This is a genomic window from Candidatus Viridilinea mediisalina (assembly GCF_002532535.1).
Classification (GTDB): Bacteria; Chloroflexota; Chloroflexia; order Chloroflexales; family Chloroflexaceae; genus Viridilinea; species Viridilinea mediisalina.
On sequence record NZ_NQWI01000106.1, the window covers coordinates 1 to 17863 of the forward strand.

Consider the following 17863-nt stretch of genomic DNA (forward strand, 5'->3'; position numbering starts at 1 on the left):
GCGAAGCGAAAGGTCTCTTGTGGTAACCAAATTTCGAGATTCTTCGCTTTGTTCAGCATGACAGGCTGCTGGGACACGTAAAAATTTCTGCTTCCCTTGACCATAGACCGTAGGGGCACGGCAGCGCCGTGCCATCCCCGTGGTCGCCGTAGCCCCCAGGGGCACGGCAGCGCCGTGCCATCCCCGTGGTCGCCGTAGCCCCCAGGGGCACGGCAGCGCCGTGCCCCTACACAGCGTTCCTTTTGCGCTACTGCGTAATTGGCATTACCTCAGCATCGCTGTGCCCTCAGAGTGCCTCTGTGGTGAAAAACCTCTGTATCTCACCGATCCTCAGTCTCTACCCGCAGATCCAAACTAACAGTAGTACCATGGGGCAACAACTCCAGGGGAAACGGCCCAAGCGCGGCACGGCCCTCATGGTCAAGGGGGGCACGCAGGATGGCCGTATCGAGTTGCAGCACCACCGTACCAGCCAACGGCGGCGCAAGGGTCACCTGCACATACCACTGATCCGACAACTGACGCACATGGGCTTCACAGGCATAGTCCTGATCATGCCCGGCATAGTGTACTGTCATACCCATTGCAACACCCGCAGGCAATGCAGGCTGGGGCAGGGTTGGTGCTAACGCAAAGTTATGGATGGCCAACGTTGCTTGGGCTCTATGGGCCACCTCAGGCTGGGGCACAAGGCTCCAGAGGGGCAAAGGCGGCAACTGCAACTCGGCCTCAGCCTGCTGTAGGGTCAGCACCATATGGTAGACCTCGACACAATCGGGGCAATGCCAGAGGTGCCACCAGACATGGGGGTACTCACGTAGGGCTGCGCGGCCACCCTCATCGCGTTGCACATCAATAAACGCTGGCAGATCATCGCTACACTGGTCGCAATCAAGTTCAGCGGGGCTCCATGCTTCCCCGAGTTGAGCAGCAGCCAGCAGCAGCAAGGCCGCGTGGCAACGCCTACAGCCCGCAACATGGGCCAACAATTCGGGCGGCGGTGCCACAGGCACGCGATCGGGCGCAAGGCTCTCCAGCCACGTAGCAATCTCAGAACAAAAGTTAAGCTCCATACACTCGCCTAGTAGACCAAAGGATCCTAGTTACCGTGGTGCACCATCAGGATGCGCTCGCACTGCCAAGGAACCGGAGACCATCCCTTGCATGGTACTACCAGACCGATAGGGTGTCAATCGGCACATGACACATGACAAAACAATGAGGCACCCGTTGGAGTGCCGGCGTTAGCCGACTAACGCCGGCACTCCAACGGGTGCCCATAGACTTTTCAGACAGCTTCTCAGCCGACTAACGTCGGCACTACGATTCAGCATGACAGGCTGCTGGGATACGTAACAATTTCTGCTTCCCTAAGAGAAATGCACCACCGAGGGCACAGAGTCATTCATAGCCCCAAACATCTCTGTGTTCTCTGTGTCTCTATGGTGCATCTCTCTGCACCTCTTCAAGAACTCTCTTCCTGAAGCATCAATCAGCACACCAAGCCTGAAGCGCCGGACTATGGCGCACAATGCCACGAGCCTGGCCAAGCAGACGGCGCACACGGGCGGGCTTGAGCTGGAGCAGCGCCGCAATCTGATCAGAGGTCAGATCGCGCAGAGCGTGAAGCAAAAAAATCTGAGGCAGGCGCAGGTCCGCGGTCTTCATGAGTACATCGTGGACCAACTGGCTCAAGACACGCCCCTCGGTAGAGGCCGTAGGCTGCTGATACTCAGGGGCAAACTGGCTGGTAGCGTTCTGCTGGCGCATTACAAAGCGCTGCTGCACCCGCCGAGCGGTACAGCGGTCACGCCCGGCGCGCTGGGCACTGCGCACAATCACGGCGTGGGCCCATGTATGCAGACGGCTCTCGAAGTTAAAGGAAGGGAGCGAACGCAGCAGTTCAAGCAGGGTCATCTGAGCCAGATCCTCAGTATCGCAGGCGGGATCATCAGAAGCGAACCAACCGGAGCTATAGAGCACCTGAAAGGCGAAGCCATGCCAATCAACCCATGCGGCATGATAATTGGGATGCTGACAATCCGAGAGCGCGGCCACGAGGGGGGCATCGGCATAATAGTTCAGACAGACGCGCCGCAGCTTCGCGGGCGAAGCCGTTGGCGGCAGCAGTGAACGCAGCGCAGCCACATACGCAAGCACATCAGCAGGCGCAAAGCCCCATCCCTGTTCAGCGTTCAACTGCTCAACGAACGCAACCCAATCAACAGACGAAGCAGCACCATCCATGCGCACACCCCCTCGCATGTCATAACGTGGAACGAAAAGGCAACATAGCCCAAGCAGCAACAACGTTTTGCGAGCAGCCCCCCCACCGTGTACAGCCCCTAGTATACAACAGCAACGAACCAACGTAAAACAGCGTAACTGCGATCAATGTACTGCAATGAGCGCAAAACGGGATCAAAAGAGGATCAGCAAGCGCTTACGGAGCAAAATGCACACAAAAGGGGGCGTTGTGGTACTAAGATAGTAAGAGAAGGAAACAGGAAATAGGAAATAGGAAATAGGGCTGAGGCTTCAGAACACCTGCCTCGTACCCTGAAACTATTGAAAAATCTATGAACTGGCGTTGGAGTGCCGGCTTCAGCCGGCTAAAGTCGGCACTCCAACGCATGCCTATGGCGGCAAGCAGACCACAGAAGAGAGGCGCGTGGCCATGACAGAAGCAGCAGTCCCGCTAAGCCAAATTCTCACCGTCGAAGAGGTTGCCATATACCTGCGCGTAAGCCGTGCCACCGTCTGCCGCTGGTGCAGCAGCGGCAAACTGCCCGCCTTCAAAATTGGCAAAGGCTGGCGCGTGCAACGAGGGGAATTGGAGGGCTTCATTCGGGAGCAGCGGGGGCACGATCAAATGAGTGATACGCCCTTAATCGCCCATAGTCTCTTGGATCGTCAGTGATCCGATAAGAATGGTAAAAACACAGATTTTTAGCAAGGTTGTACTATGGCAGACATTACCATTCGACTTTACATTGGACCATCTTCTTCAGATCTTCGTGAACTTGTCGTACCTGCAGAACGTCCCCTTGGTGATCTGATCATTGATTGGAAGAAGGTTTATCTTTTAGCTGAACAGGATAGCCAAGGAGAGATGATTCGTTACCAACTCTACCGTGAGAGTGAAGGCAAGAAAGTTCCAGTTGATCCCAAGAAGTCACTGCGTGATTTGCGCTTTCAAGCTTACCAAGAGTTGTTTCTCACTGATGCATGCCATCCTTGGTGGCAAGGCACAACCTCACAACCAACTACAACTAGTCAGAGCAAAGCTCCGGGTACAGCACCATTGCGTGGACCGGCTACAAGTAAGCGTGTTACCACAGCTACAACGCCAAATCCAAGCCCCAGTTCACGTCCCTTACCGAGTTTTTCGCCCTGTTCTATTGAACTTGCACCAGGCTGCGTGCGCCAAATTGGAGAGACAGGGGTGGTTATTAACCGTGATTATCTGCTGCGCGAACTACCCAAATCGGTCAGTACGCTTGAGCGCACGCTCATGTGGATGCGCCAAGAATCACGTCTGTTAGCTGTAAGCCGAAGCGATAATGGTCACTGTAGCATCGTCTGGAAACAGAGTTGGTACCTCATGGCCCATCATCCTGTCTATATCAGTGGTACCAAATACAGTCGTAATGAGGCAATTCAGATCGAAGAAACGGTAACTTTGCTCTTGGGCCGTGATGGTTGGCCGATCACGATTCGGCTCCATTCGACTTCGATTACACGTTAGTTTCTCCCGTAAGGGCTGGTTTGATACGTCCACGTCGTCACAATAGTTATTCGTTCACATCAAAGGAGGCTTTCTTATGACCATGATCCGAATGGATATCGATCAGGCACAGCAGACCATTGACACGATGCGTCGCACGATGGAGGAGTTCAATGCTCAACTGAGTGCCCTCGGTGGCTCAGTTGATGGCCTGTTGGGTGCATGGGAAGGTAATGCTCAGATTCAGTTCAATAACACATGGCAGGATTGGCGTTCACGTTTTACAACTTCGATCAATGAACTCCAGCCGATGATCACTGGTCTTACCACCGAACGTCAGCAGATTATTGATGCCGACTCCAGTAGTAGCTTTATGTAATTTTTTTAGCTCTACCTTCAGGGAGGGTCAAACCCTCCCTGGCTCAATAGTCAACGAAGGTCATGTCTTATCAGGAGTTTCGCGATGACTCTTGTTGCTCCAACTGAGCCTAGTGATTCGAGTACAGCGGTTGCAACCGCACCGGATCACGCGATCACGCTCTTCAATCGTCCGCCACGTATTCTACGTACCTTGCCCGACGATGAGATTGCCATCCCTGGCCCTCCCCAAGCCCCCACGATGCGCGGTGGCATGCGAATGCTTGGTATCATTATTCCCTTGGCCTCATCTCTGGTCTATTTGGCCATTGCGGCAGCTCGTGCTAGTACTGGTGGCTTTAACTCGATGTTGAGCGCCTTGCCAATTGTGATCATTGGTATGCTTACTGGTGGGGTGGCCTTCTATACCTATCGACAGCAGAAGCGCGAGTACGAAGCGGCACTCGTTACCTACCGCGAAACGTACCAGCAAGCTCTTGAACGTATTCGTCGCCAACTCCAGCAGTTGGAGCGCCAGCAGCGGAGTTACTATGAGGAGAATGATCCCGATCTTAAGAACCTACTCCAGATTGCTGAGGGTGAAGTCAATAAGGCTGGTGCAGCGGTGCCTGCTGCCCGCCTGTGGGAGCGTCGCCCAGAGGATGCCGATTTCCTCACCCTGCGTATCGGACGTGGTGATCGCCCAACGAGCCTGACCATTAAGCCGCCAACTGTCAATGCGTACAGCAAGGATGTCGAAGACTCGCTCATGCTGGCCGAACAGTTTCGTTTAGTGCGCGATGTGCCTGTTGGGGTGAGCCTGCGTCGTGTTGGTTCCTTGGGGATCGCTGGGCCAAGTGGTCGCACGCTCAATGTCCTTCAAGCGTTGATCTGGCAAATTACTATTCACCACGCATCTACTGAGGTGCGGATTGCTGCTTTTTGGGATTCGAGCTTTGATGATGCTTGGGATTGGTTACGCTACCTGCCCCATACTCGCTCGCTTGATGGCGATGAAAGCTACCGTCTGCTTGCTCGTTACGACCGTGATCCTGAAGATGCCCAACGGGTAGTTAGCGCTCTAGCTAAAGAGCTCAAGCGCCGCCGTGAGGATGAACAGCGCGGTCAGCGTCCCCATATTGTGGTTTTGTTGAGTGACTACTATCGCTATCGCGAAGAGTATCCCCTTTTTGCTGCGCTGATCAATGCTCGCCAACTTGATGTTAGTGCCATCTGCCTTGTGCCTGAAGTGCGTGATGTGCCGAGTGAGTGTGGTGGCTATATCGATCTCAATCATGGTGGTTCGGTAGAGCATGCGCGCCTGGGTATTGCGGGGGTTGGTGGTGGCTACAGTATTTTCAAAGCTGATGCGGCTAATACGGTGCAAAGCCGCGATCTTGCTCTGTGTATCGCTCCTGTTGAATTGGCCGATACCGATGGTAGCCGTGAGATGCCGCGCAATGTTCCACTCCTGTCGCTGCTCCAGATTGCTGATGCTGCCACCTATGATCCCTACCAATACTGGTCACAAATGCCCAAAGATAGCTGGCATCCCGTCCCAGTTGGGGCCCAAGGTGCCGATCAGCCGATGGAGATTAACCTCAATGAAGGTATCCACGGCGTACACGGCATGATTGCTGGCGCTACTGGTGCAGGTAAGAGTGAATTACTGCTTAGTTTCCTCATGGCACTCGCTATTCGTCACCATCCCGACCGCCTCAATTTCCTGCTGATTGACTTTAAGGGTGGGGCTACCTTCCAGGATCTCATCACGCTACCCCATACCGCTGGGATGGTCACCGATCTCTCTGGCTTTATGGCCGAACGGGCATTGATTGCCATCAATAGTGAGCTTGATCGACGCAAACGCTTGCTTAGCGCCAAGGGTGTGCCCAATATCAAGAACTATCGGCGTAAAGGCTTTGATCAACCAGGCCAGCATCTACCCAATCTCTTCATTGCCATTGATGAATTTGATGAAATGATTCGTGACTATCCTCAGTTTCAGGATGAGTTGATCCGCGTTGGTAAGCAGGGCCGGAGCCTTGGTGTCCATTTGCTGTTTGCCACCCAACAACCCTCACTGATCAAAGAGGGGCTGCTCAATAATCTGAGCTACTGGATGTCATTGCGCGTCAATTCTAAGGAAGATAGTCGTGCCATGCTGGGTGTTCCTGATGCTTCTCAGCTTGGTACTGACACCCCAGGTCGAGGTTTTCTCCGTGATAAGAATAGTGGTGTACGCATATTTCAATCTGCACTCATTACCTCTATCTACCGTCCTATGACTGGTAGCAGTACTCGTGAGGTTGGTATCACTGGCCATGTGCGTGTCAATACAAGCGAAACACGGGCACTGCATATGTTCCAGACTGAACTCGAAGATCTGGTTGAGAAGCTGAAGGCTACTATGACCGATGCGGTACGCAATCAGTTGATTGGGCAGACTGCTCAGAGCATGTGTAGCCAGTTTGATCAGATTTTTGATCGCTCTAGTTCTGCAGCAGTGCTACAAGCACAACATAATGTAGCTAAGGATGCTATTCGTCAGTTACTGGCTACCATCAATCAGTTGCAGTTTGATCCTAGTCAATTGACTGAAGCCGAGGCGATTGAGCAACAGATTAGGGTTGCTTCAAATGGTTTGATTAGTTTGCTCATTGGTGATCGCGAACAGATCAGCGAGATCCGCCTCATTGCACGCCAAATGATCAGCACCCTTGAAGAGCGCTATGCCGCAAAACATTATCGTATCTGGGAGGAGCCGCTTCCTTCAACCCTGCCTTTGGCTAATCTGCTACAACGCCAAGCGCAATCCCCCCGTTGGCTCGATGTGCCCTACGGTCTGATTGATCAGCCTGAACAGGCTTGCCATACCTTCTTGACCACCGATCTGGCTGCTACGGGAGGCAACCTGCTTGTGATGGGCGCTTCTGGAAGTGGTAAGACGGCCCTGCTGCAAACTATTATGCTGGCGCTTGCTGAGGCCCATAGTCCAAGTGATCTCTGGTTCTATGTCATTGATAGTGCTGCCAGTGGTCTAGGCATGAGTGAGAAACTGCCCCACATTGCCCATGTTCTGGCCCCCCGTCAGCACCTGCTGATCGAGCGCATGCTGGTCGAACTCCAAAGCCAGATGGAAGATCGTCGTACCCTCTTCCAGCAGCATGGTATCACTGCACTTCCTCAGTACCGCGATCGTCATGCCCGTCAGCCAGAGACCATGCCTGCCCCTCCTCCTGCCATCGTGATTGTGGTTGATAACCTTGCTGAACTGACAAGTCAGAATGAGATCGTTGGCGACGCTCTCAAGACGCTCATGCGAGAGTGTCGTGCCTACGGTATCTACTTCCTTGTTTCTGCGTATCTGATGCGTGAAGTTGGTTCGCTGCTTGCCAATTTTGAAACACGCATCGCATTGCGGCTCAATAGCGATGATGACTCGGCTGCACTCATTGGTAAGAATTACGCAAGTAAGCTCATCAAGCCCGATCAGTCGGGGCGCGCCTTTTTACCAGGTACTCCTCGCCCAGTGGAGGCCCAAATCGCTCTGCCCGCTCTGGAAATGCGCCAAGTCACTACAGATAATCTCTCTACAGCCGAAGATGCCGCCGTGGCCTATAGCGACATCTCACAACAGGTCGAGAGTTCGGCCAAACTGGTGCGCGACAAATGGAAGAAGGCGTTCAACCTTCCCGGCGCACGCAAACCGCAACCGCTGGGCCTGCTGCCCCCAACGGCAGAACTCGCACCACTCTTGGCGCAACTCCCGGCTAGTCCGGTCACTGATCTGCCCTTGGGAATTGAAGGTTCTGCGCTCCAACCTTTGATCTGGTCGCTCGAACAAACCGCCCATATGCTCATTACTGGTAGCTTGCGGGGAGGCAAACGCTCACTGCTGCGTACCATCATCGCTGCTGCGGCCCAGCGCTTTGCTCCCGAAGTGCTTGAGATTATACTCGTAGACTACAGCATGCGCGCCTTCCGTGACCTTGAGGGGCTTAGCCACATTCGTCGCTTTACCAACCTTGCTCTGCCTAGTCCCAGCAAAGATGTACGTGACATTACAGTGGTCACGGAAAAGGATGAACTCACTGCCGTCCTTACGGTGTTAAGCAGCGAACTCAAAGAACGGTTGGGGCTGCTCCGTAATGGTCTACCCATTACCAAACGCACTCTGCTGATCATCAACAACTGGGATCTCGTTGCCCAAGATAATCCCGTGACTAACATGATCGATCCTTTTGTGCGTCGGGGCAGTGATCTCGGATTGCACTGCATCATTTCTTATAACGACCCCATGAGTGTCAGTAGTGCGCCCCTACCCAGGGCCGCACGTTCCAATTGCCTTGAGGTGATCAGTGGTCGTCCGGCCAACGAAAGCGCTCCTTACTACCAACCGATCAATCGCCGCTTCAAGAGCGTCCTTGCCAGCGACATTCCGCCGGGGCGAGGGTTTATGCTCGAAACCGGACAACCGCCACGCCTCATTCAGCTTGCCTACGCCAGTAGCGAGTATCTGAATGCCACCATAGCCAGCTATCCTGCGCCCCAACCAAGTTCGGCTACCCCATCCGCATCCGTAGTGGATCAAGCCAGCACTACCAGCTAGTCATACCATATTCAGATTGTTGATTGCAGCTTGCCGAACATCGCATAGTATCAAACACAAAGGGCTAACAAACAACTATGGCCAGTATCATCCGTGCCGACACCGACCAGATGCGGAACGTTGCACGCCAAATGCGGAACGTTGCTGAACAGGTCACCAATGGTTCCAGTACCATGCACCAATCAATGAACACTCTTGATGCTGTTTGGAGCGGGCAAGCTCGTGATCGTGGTATGCAGGCTTGGTCGCAGATTGTGGTCAAGCATAATCCAATAGCCGAAGAACTCATTCGCATGGCTCATGGCCTCGAAGACCTTGCCCAGCGCCTTGACGAAATCTTTGCTACCTTTGGTGGTGGTGCCGCCATAGGTAGTGTAACCGCTTTTGTCTTAGAGGCTGCACGTAGCGCCATTGGCAGCTTTAGGCATCGTATCAGCGAAGGATTGCATGCGATAGGTCATCGCATCAGGGATTTGCTCCCGTCGCCTGCGCCAATTGATCCCATGCCGCCCTTCCCATATTTTCCCCACTCGCCAAGGCCTGACTTTGTGTTCCCTGTCTTTCCGCCTCCATCGCCTTGGCCTGGCGCTGTGCCTATGCCTATGCCTATGCCTATGCCCTCCGATATTCCTAGTGTCAAACCTATACCCATGCCCATACCTGGATACCGTCCCGATATGCCATCTGGGTTAGAACTAGATCCAAATTGGATCAGACCAGAACCGTCTGTCATTACCTTACCTGATCGTATTATCTCTCCTAGTGATATTCGTCCTTTTGTCCCTAACCCAGACATAAGACTTCCATTCTTTCGCCTCAACTCATAGCCACAGTTGCGCTATGCTCAACACAAAGCGGTAGAAGCCACCCTCCATAAATCAAAATAAGGTACCTAACCCATGACCACCACCAATGACAGCGCCACCTTCACCCTCAGCCAAGAAGAGGTCTATTTCGTTCTCTCGCAGGTACGCGCTCGCGGCATGCTCGGCATCGATCCGGCCCCTCTTGCTGCCTTTGATGCCGATCAGCGCCAGGCGGTACTTGGTGCCGCCGGACGGGCACTCCAGGCACGCGGCATTATTATGCCCGATGGTGAAGGCCAATTGCTGCTTGATGCCGCAGTACGTGCTACCATTCACGCCGCCGCTTTTGCGCCCCGTTCCATCTCTGCAATTGTGCGCCCAGCTAACCAGACCGCCTTCGACAGCTACATCATCCACCACGCCGAGCCCATCTGGGTTGAGCATACCCAACCTGGCGCGGGGTTGCACCAGTTCACCCTTGCGGTCACACTTCCCGATGTGGCGAGTCGCCTCGCTGATCTGCTTGGCATCGCTGAACAGAGCGCACCGCCTGCCAGCCCCTTCACGATTAGCGAAGCTGAGTTGGAGCGTATCCAAGCCGCCGCCAGCGAAGCCACCGAAGATCTGCCTGCACAAATTGTTGCCGCTGGTGCCGATGAGCCATCCGCCGGTATCTTCGCCGAACTGCTTACGGCACCCCGCGACTCAGCCATCGTCCAAGCCATCGAGCGCCCCAGTGACGGCGGCGAAGAACAGACGCTCACCATCACCATCCTTCACAACCAGCACGGCTTCTGGGTGATGAGAACCAACTCCCCCAGCGAGTTGCAGTGCCAACCTTGTGACGCCGATGCCGTGCGTGAAATGCTGAAGGAATTGATTGAGCGGCTGTGAAGGGATAGGGATGCCGTGATATGGAGATGCGAGAATATCAACAGCGAATAGGAACATTCCATTATGAGTGTCTATGATTCCATGATCAGCCTTGATGTTGAACTTGCTGAGGCAACCATCCAGACCCTCAATCGTTGCCGTGACAGCATCGAACAAGAGCTCAACGCCATGCTCAACTCTTCCAACAGTGTCGTCGCCACCTGGGAGGGCAACAGCCGCGTCCAATTCGAGGCTCAGTGGCAAGAGGCCCAAGATCGTCTACGCCAGATCATCGATCAGATCACCCTGCTCAGTCAGGGGCTTGAGCGAACCAAAGAGCGCTTCCGCGAAGCTGCGGCAAGCTTCGGTTAAATCGAGTGGGAGTAGGGGGGATGGGATCTGCGCTTGCCTCACATCCCCCCGCAATCGAAAAAGGAGAACGGCCCATGCCTCTCATTAGCCTCGATCCCGACCAGGCTGACCAGGCAGCTACGAGATTTGCTACCGCTCGTGACACTATTGAACGTGATCTGCAACTCATGGCCAGTGCGAACGAAAACGTCCTCGCCACCTGGCGTGGGCAGAGCAGCGTTCGTTTCTCAGCCCAATGGCAACAACAACAGCAACAGATCCAGAATATTCTCAGCGAAATCGAACGTCTCAGCCGCGGATTACGCATTGAAGCCGAAGAATTCCGCCAAGCCGATAGCGTCTATGGTGCATAACACCACGGGCGCACCCACCGCAAGCTCACGCAAAGCCGCGAAGTCTTAGAGGCTGTCTGAAAATTTCATGAACTGGCGTTGGAGTGCCGGCTTCAGCCGGCTAAAGCCGGCACTCCAAACGCGTGCCCACTAGCTTTTCAGACAGCTTCTTAACCCACCATCCCTGGAACCTTGCGCCTTTGCGTCAAAAAAACCACCCTCCCGCCTCCCGCCTCACAAGGATCACCCCCATGAGCAGCCAACTCCGCGTTGACACCGACCAGATGCGCGCCACCATCCAACAGTTCCGCCAGTCCAACCAGATGATCGAGGATCAACTCGCGCAGGCCCGCCAAGCCATGAGCGCCATGCAGCAGAGCCAGTGGAGTGGTCGTCACCGCACTGCCGCTGAGGGGGCGTGGTTTGCTGTGAATAGCCAGTTTGCTCCTACCCAGGCCACCATCCTCGATATGGCCCAACGCCTCCAGCGTACCGCCGATGCCTATGAAGAGGCGGCGCGGGTCTTTGGCGAAGAGGGGGTGAGTGGTGTGGGTAATAGCGTAGTCTCAGATCAGTCGGGTGCAAATTCTGGTGCTGATGCTGATGCTACTCAACATAAAATTGATGCAGAAGATGTTATCTCTTTGCCTGATGATGCGCCTAAGAACATGTTTGATATGTATGAAAAATTTAAAGAGGAACCTGCTATAAAAATTTTCCAGGTTGGTGAAAATGAATATGCTATAACTATTAACGGAACTGATCATTTGGGTGTAGATAATGGATGGGATAGCGCAATTGTTTCTGGTCTTGGTGGGAATACAAGATATATGGCGCTTTTAGCCGCAGCCATACGCAGTCTTCCTAATGGTTCTAGCGTACATCTCTTTGGATATAGCCAAGGAGGGATTGCTGCACAGAATTTAGCTAGTAATCAAAGCATGATTGGTGGTAAGAATATTAAAATAAATTCCGTTACAACTTTTGGCTCACCTCCACCTGTACATGGAAAAGCGGATGGTGTTGAATATAATGCTTTTCGTGTACCAGGAGATGTTATTACTAAAGCATCTCTTCCAGGAGTTTGTCCCAATGGGGAATCCATTTTGACAATGAATCTGTATGATTTGTACAAAACTGTTCTCCATGATGCACATGGATCATATGGAGATAAAGATTCCACAGTTGCAAAAATTTTGAAAGACTCTGATGGAGAAGGAAAGCTACCCTTTGATCCTGATAGATGGGATCGTGTAGATAATGGAGAATTCGATGCTAAATCTTATATGGATGTTGCTAATGAGATAAAAGGTGCGGTCATGGAGGGTCTCTCAGAAACGGTTCAGTCAGCAGTGGAAACGTACAATAATATAACTGAAGGTGCCCAGGATTTCGCAAATACAGCTATTGATAAAAGTAACCAGATGTTAGATAGTACTAAAGATAATATTAAATCCGTAATAGATAAAGGTTCCGATTTCGCAAATGATGCCGGTGCGATGCTTAATGATGTTGCTGAGAAGGGTAAGGAGAAGATTAAGAACTTCATCCCAACCCCGCAGTGGCCGTTTAAGTTTTAGACAAAGTTTCAGGGTACTTTACAGTTCAGAGACATTCAGCGCATCCTGATGCTTCATGCCAGTATCCAATATCCTGTATCCTTGTTGTAGGGGGAGTACCCAATGAACACCTTCGAGTTTTGGTCGCACATGCAGAGCTTCGCGCAGATGGAACGCCTCTGGTGGTATACGTTCGCCGCGCTACCCGCGATGATTGTGGCGGGTGGGGCCTATCTGTTGATGGCTTTTGCGCTACGCCGTAAGAGTTCGCCGCCGCTGATCTTCTTCTGGCTGCTGGTGGCGGCTATTCCGGCTCTTTTGGTCTTTCCTTCGTTCTATGTCAGTACGAATCTGCAAGAGGCGTTGGCGCAATTGGGCTTTACGATACCGCAGCGTCCCCAGGATTTCCCTTTGGCTATGGCGCGCACTGTGGGGGTCGCTCTGGATACGTTGGCCCTCTATGGCATTATTGGTGCTTCGCTCTCGGTGATTGTGATGGTCTCTGGTTCGCTCGTGGGTGATGTGCCTGTCGCTAGTCCGATTGTGCAGCAGATTTCACAGTCAATTACGAAGGCTATGACGAAGGCGCTTAATCCGCGTCGCGCCGCCGCTGGACTAAGTGGTGAGTATGGCATCCTTAAGGTGACCCAAGGCTCGGCTACTGGTAGTCAGTACACTGTGCGTAATGCGACTATTGGGAAGCAGGAGGCCGATATTTTGATTACTGATACGGTCGTTTCACGTAAGCATGCGCGCTTGGAGGTGAGTGGTGGTAAGCCACGCATTATGGACGAAGGGAGTATGAATGGTACCTATGTGGTGCGCGCTGGGCAAGAGTATGAATTGAATGGCTCGGCTTTTGATCTTCAGCCCGGCGATACGATCTACCTCGGCCCCCCGGCGATGTCCTCTGCTGTGGCGTTGGTCTATGAAAAGACGGGAGCTTAACGATGCGCCGCTTGCTCTTCGTTGCCTTGGGTTTGGCACTGCTGCTGCCAAGTCTTGCCTTTGCTCAGACGATCCCCCAAGCTCAGATTGATACCTATGGCCTGCGTATTGATGGCCGTACCGTTGAGGTGCTCTTCCGGGTGACTGACCGTGCGACTGGGCGTGATGTGCAGGGCTTGCAGTCCCGCGATATCCGCCTGCTCGAAAATAATGTACTGATCAATGCTTCTGTCGATCTGGTTGAGGCTCACACCGACGCTGCGAACCCGATGCGTACTGTGGATATGCCCGCTGTGCCAAGTGGTGCCCTGCCCGTGAGTGGTAGTCAGCCGGTTGAACTTAATGTGGTTGGTGCGACGATTGGTATTGTCTTTGATGCCAGTCTGTTGACGAATGTGGCGGGCGATCCGACCGATTATGTGGCCCGTGGACGGGGCTTGATTACCGATTTCCTTGAGGCTGGTCGCCCGATTGCGCCTAGTAATCCCGAACAGATTGGGCTCTTTATTCCCCTGAGTGTTCCGACGGTTGCTGGTGAGCAGATCCGCCCATCTGAGCTGCCCAATTTTGTCCAAGATCGCAATGCGGTGATTAATACGCTCAACCAGATGGCGCCACGAAGTGGTAAGACGAATGTGCTTGATACGATTGCCATTGCTGTCGCCGCAACTGCCGATGCTGCGACGCAGCGTGGTGCAGATGCCTATCTTCTGGTGGTAACCGATGGGGGCGATGTGGCAAGTGTGGGTTCAATTGATGCGCTTGTGGCTGAGGCTACCGCCCGCCAGGTGAAGTTGCTGGTGGTGGGGGTAGGGCCGCAAGAGCGCATTGCTACCAATGCCGCTATGCTCACAACACTAGCAAGTCGCACCAATGGTGCCTATATTGGTAATCCTACTAGTGATGAACTCAAAGACTTCTATCGGAACCATGTCAGTATTGTGGGTCAGAGTGCCTATCTGTTGCGCTATACCACCGATATTCTTGACGATGGCCAGACCCATAATTTAGCGATTCGCGTTGATGGCTCGGCCAGTGGCGAAAGCCCCCCCATTCCCCTCTTGGTCAATGTGAATGTGGGTGATGTCACAGGTAGCATGGATCTCGGCCCGGTGTTGCAAGCCTATGCCATACGCGCTATTCCGCTTGTGATCATCTGCTCCCTCATCATTACCGCACTCCTCGCCGTTAGCAATAAGGTTAGCAAAGGGCGTAGTAGTTCGCTCAGTGGCGGCATTACGCGCACCTAAGAGATTCTTATGAAAGAGTTAGCCCCAGGCTCACGCTACGGTAGCTTCCAAATTGTCGAGAAGATTGGCTATGGCCTGACTGGTACGGTCTATAAGGCTGTCTATACTAAAGATGGCTCGACCGTGGCGCTCAAGTTCCTCGAAAAGCAAGAGGCCAGCATCAAATCCTATTTCTTCAATGAGATGGGGCTGTTGCGTCGTGCCAAGGAAGATGGGCGCAATCATCCCCATCTGGTTGAGTATCTTGCTAGCTATACCACCCAAGAACCCTTCTGTCTTGCGACGCGCTTTTATGAGGGGGGCAGCGAACTGAGTGATCTGCTTGGCAATGGAATCCCCCCGGGGTTGGCGCTTCAAATTGTTGAACAGACCGCGAGTGCCCTTGATTATCTGCACTATGGCCACCCCGATAAGCCGGTGGTGCATCGTGATGTTAAGCCGGGTAACATTATGGTCAATCAAGAGGGTAACGCTCTGTTGATTGATCTGAGTGCCGGGCGCTATCCGGGCTTTATGCTGGAGAATGAGCGCGGCCTTGGTACGCCCCAGTATATGCCGCCTGAACAGTATGATGGCGATGAGCAACCACAGACCGACCAGTTTGCTTTGGCGATGGTTGCCTACCAGATGCTTACCGGCAAGACGCTGCTCAAGGCGGGGGCCGACCGCGATAAGAAGCAGATGAGCGCCCTGCGCGATAGCGGGTATGCGAAGGTGCGCGAGAGTATGCGCGATCTGCCTGCGACTGCCGATGTGATCATTCGCGCCATTGCCTTCGATTACAAGTTGCGCTATGACTCTTGCGAGGAGTTTGCCGACCAACTGCATCGGGCTTTGGTGAGTGACGGCGTTCCCCTCGATGTCACCGCCCTACCGCCACCACGCCCAAATCGGCTGCAATGGGTGGGCTATGCGGCTATGGCGCTCTTGGCACTTGCGGCTATCTTCTTCGTCTTTGCCAATCCCTTTGCCAGTTCTGGGGTGGCTGCACCAACGCAACCGACCCCGGTACCGCCTACCGCAACCCTTGCCCTTGCCCAACCCGCCTTGCCAGGGATTAACCCGCCAGAGATCAATGCGCCCGTGGTGGATCCAACGACTGGCCTTATGCCCACTTCTACGGTTGGGCCGGTGAATGCCCCTGTAGGGCGCGGTCAAGTTCGCCCCAGCAATTCAGGTTGTGCGCTCCGCAATATCCCTTCGACCGATGGGGTGATTATTGGTTACAACGCCCAGAGTCGTTTTATTCCTGCCAGTGTTACCCTGAATGTCCTAGAACAACGTAACAACTGGTACAACGTGCAACTTCCCGATGGGCGAGTGGGCTGGTGCCCCCACTATCAACTCGATCTCAGTCGTAGTTCAGAGGCACCTGCACCACCAGCAGAACTGCCCATAACAGCAACTGTAGCTCAGGTGGTACAGCCTGCCGCTGATCCTTCTGTGCCTACGCAATCTCATGGCCTACAGGCAACATCCACGCTACAACCTACGCGAACCCCAGCCCCTAGTGCCACCGCCCGGCCTGCCGTGCCGCGACCCGTGCAACCTGCACCAGCGCAACCACCTGCGCCCGCCCAACCTGAGCCACCGCCACCACCCCCTGCCAGCGATCCCCCCCCTGCAAACGACCCACCGCCTGCCAGCGATCCTCCCCCTCAACCGCAGCCCCAGCCCCAGCCCGATCAACCGCGCGAACCACCCCCTCCGCCTCAGCAACCGCCACCGCCTCAGCAACCGCCTCCGCCACCTCAACCGCCTCCGCCACCTCAACCGCAGCCAGAACCTCAGCCAGAACCACCTCCTTCGTCAGACAGAGACAGATAGCAATAGGTGACACATTATGACCGCAAAAACCTTTACCAGTGCCTTTGACATCGGCAAACGCTGTGACCGAGGGCGGCGGCCTAATAACGAAGACAAAGTACTCTGCGTCGAAGACCGCAGCCAGCAGATTGATGAGCAGTTGCGTCGCACCTGGGGGCGTCTCTATATCGTTGCCGATGGCGTAGGGGGCAACGAAGATGGTGAAGTTGCCAGTGAGCGTGTCATCAATGGGCTGATGCACCACTACTACCAGGGCGAACATCCAGAAGGGATTAGTCCAGCGGCACGTCTGCAACAGGCTATCCAAGTAACCACCCGCGAGATCTTTGATGAGTCGTTGCAGAAGGACAACAACATGCGCTCGACTCTCGCGGTGGCACTGATTCTCGACCCCGAGGGCGAACGTGACAAGCGGCGGGCGATCATCTCCAACGTAGGTGACAGCCCAGTGATCCTCTTCCGCAAGGGCCAAGCGCCGCGCAAACTGACCCGCGACCATGTGCGTAAAGATCAATCACTCGCTCAATCTATGGGTGAGGCAATGGTCAATGTGGACATGATCAACGAAGAGTTGCACGTAGATGACATCATCCTCGTCTGCTCCGACGGCCTGACCGATGGCGTCAAGGGGCCCGTGCCACCACGCGAGATTGAGAAGGTGGTGCGTAGCATGTCTTCACAGGCTGCCAGCGAAGAGCTTGTGCGCCAAGCGAAACGCTACGGCAGTAACGACAACATCTCAGCCATTGTGATCCGCAACGGCGACCGCCCCCCGCCCATTCGGATGATCAAACATAGCTTGATGGCGCTGCTTGGCGTGCTGTTGCTGGCGTTTGGGGGGGTTGCCCTAGCTCAGATCGGTACTAGTGGTGAAATCCGAATCCCCGGCACCAACTTCTCATTCACCAGTGCGGAAGACCCCAATCGCCCCATCCTCAACCCCACCACCGGACTGATGGAGACCCCAACGCCTGCGCCAACAGCAACGCCTGAACCAACACCAGTGCCACTAGTGTCAACACAAGCTCCTGCCGTAGCTCCCGGAGGCGGAGGGCAGCAGCAGCAGCCGGGAAGTCCGCCGACAGTAACAAGGCCTACGGAGCATCCGCCCGCGAGTGACCCACCGCCCGCGAGTGACCCACCGCCCGCGAGTGACCCACCGCCCGCGAGTGACCCACCGCCCGCGAGTGACCCACCGCC

General features: G+C 54.3%; 15 protein-coding genes. 13 read left to right on the forward strand and 2 right to left on the reverse strand.

Features of this window, described 5'->3' with window-relative positions; genetic code table 11:
• Positions 1-320: 320 nt before the first annotated feature.
• Together CJ255_RS17145 and CJ255_RS17150 are read right to left on the reverse strand one after the other, a co-directional pair.
• Positions 321-1073 (reverse strand): hypothetical protein, encoded by a 753-nt coding sequence (locus tag CJ255_RS17145; protein ID WP_097645322.1) that lies wholly within the window; start codon positions 1071-1073, stop codon positions 321-323.
• 415 nt (positions 1074-1488) lie between these two features.
• A complete protein-coding gene (locus tag CJ255_RS17150) occupies positions 1489-2247 on the reverse strand; it encodes a sigma-70 family RNA polymerase sigma factor (RefSeq protein WP_165774776.1) in 759 nt (252 codons plus the stop codon).
• 430 nt (positions 2248-2677) lie between these two features.
• Here CJ255_RS17150 and CJ255_RS17155 point away from each other — a divergent pair, with 430 nt between their 5' ends.
• The 13 genes from CJ255_RS17155 to CJ255_RS17215 form a co-directional block, all read left to right on the forward strand.
• On the forward strand, positions 2678-2920 hold the full coding sequence (locus tag CJ255_RS17155) for a helix-turn-helix domain-containing protein (protein ID WP_097645335.1): 243 nt from the start codon (positions 2678-2680) through the stop codon (positions 2918-2920).
• 192 nt (positions 2921-3112) lie between these two features.
• Positions 3113-3748 (forward strand): hypothetical protein, encoded by a 636-nt coding sequence (locus CJ255_RS17160; RefSeq protein WP_124681988.1) that lies wholly within the window; start codon positions 3113-3115, stop codon positions 3746-3748.
• A gap of 76 nt (positions 3749-3824) precedes the next feature.
• Positions 3825-4106 (forward strand): WXG100 family type VII secretion target, encoded by a 282-nt coding sequence (locus tag CJ255_RS17165; protein WP_097645325.1) that lies wholly within the window; start codon positions 3825-3827, stop codon positions 4104-4106.
• Between the two features lie 84 nt (positions 4107-4190).
• A complete protein-coding gene (locus tag CJ255_RS17170) occupies positions 4191-8696 on the forward strand; it encodes an FtsK/SpoIIIE domain-containing protein (RefSeq protein WP_097645326.1) in 4506 nt (1501 codons plus the stop codon).
• Positions 8697-8773: 77 nt separating this feature from the next.
• Entirely contained in the window at positions 8774-9523 is a 750-nt protein-coding gene (locus tag CJ255_RS17175; RefSeq protein ID WP_097645327.1) for a WXG100 family type VII secretion target, read from the forward strand.
• Between the two features lie 72 nt (positions 9524-9595).
• The gene (locus CJ255_RS17180) at positions 9596-10396 is read left to right on the forward strand and encodes a hypothetical protein (RefSeq protein ID WP_097645328.1); all 801 of its coding nucleotides are present in this window, start codon (positions 9596-9598) and stop codon (positions 10394-10396) included.
• Positions 10397-10459: 63 nt separating this feature from the next.
• Positions 10460-10747, forward strand: coding sequence for a WXG100 family type VII secretion target (locus tag CJ255_RS17185; RefSeq protein ID WP_097645329.1), 288 nt, complete (start codon positions 10460-10462; stop codon positions 10745-10747).
• A 74-nt stretch (positions 10748-10821) separates the two neighbouring features.
• Positions 10822-11100 (forward strand): WXG100 family type VII secretion target, encoded by a 279-nt coding sequence (locus CJ255_RS17190; RefSeq protein ID WP_165774777.1) that lies wholly within the window; start codon positions 10822-10824, stop codon positions 11098-11100.
• Positions 11101-11330: 230 nt separating this feature from the next.
• The gene (locus tag CJ255_RS17195; protein WP_097645331.1) at positions 11331-12659 is read left to right on the forward strand and encodes a WXG100 family type VII secretion target; all 1329 of its coding nucleotides are present in this window, start codon (positions 11331-11333) and stop codon (positions 12657-12659) included.
• Positions 12660-12761: 102 nt separating this feature from the next.
• Positions 12762-13586 (forward strand): FHA domain-containing protein, encoded by an 825-nt coding sequence (locus tag CJ255_RS17200; protein ID WP_097645332.1) that lies wholly within the window; start codon positions 12762-12764, stop codon positions 13584-13586.
• Between the two features lie 2 nt (positions 13587-13588).
• Positions 13589-14836, forward strand: a complete 1248-nt coding sequence (locus CJ255_RS17205) for a VWA domain-containing protein (RefSeq protein ID WP_097645333.1) — start codon at positions 13589-13591, stop codon at positions 14834-14836.
• 9 nt (positions 14837-14845) lie between these two features.
• Complete coding sequence (locus CJ255_RS23695; RefSeq protein ID WP_097645334.1) at positions 14846-16663, forward strand: serine/threonine protein kinase; 1818 nt, start codon at positions 14846-14848, stop codon at positions 16661-16663.
• Positions 16664-16679: 16 nt separating this feature from the next.
• Positions 16680-17863: PP2C family protein-serine/threonine phosphatase (locus CJ255_RS17215; RefSeq protein WP_133117011.1), on the forward strand; the 1184-nt coding region annotated here is incomplete at its 3' end.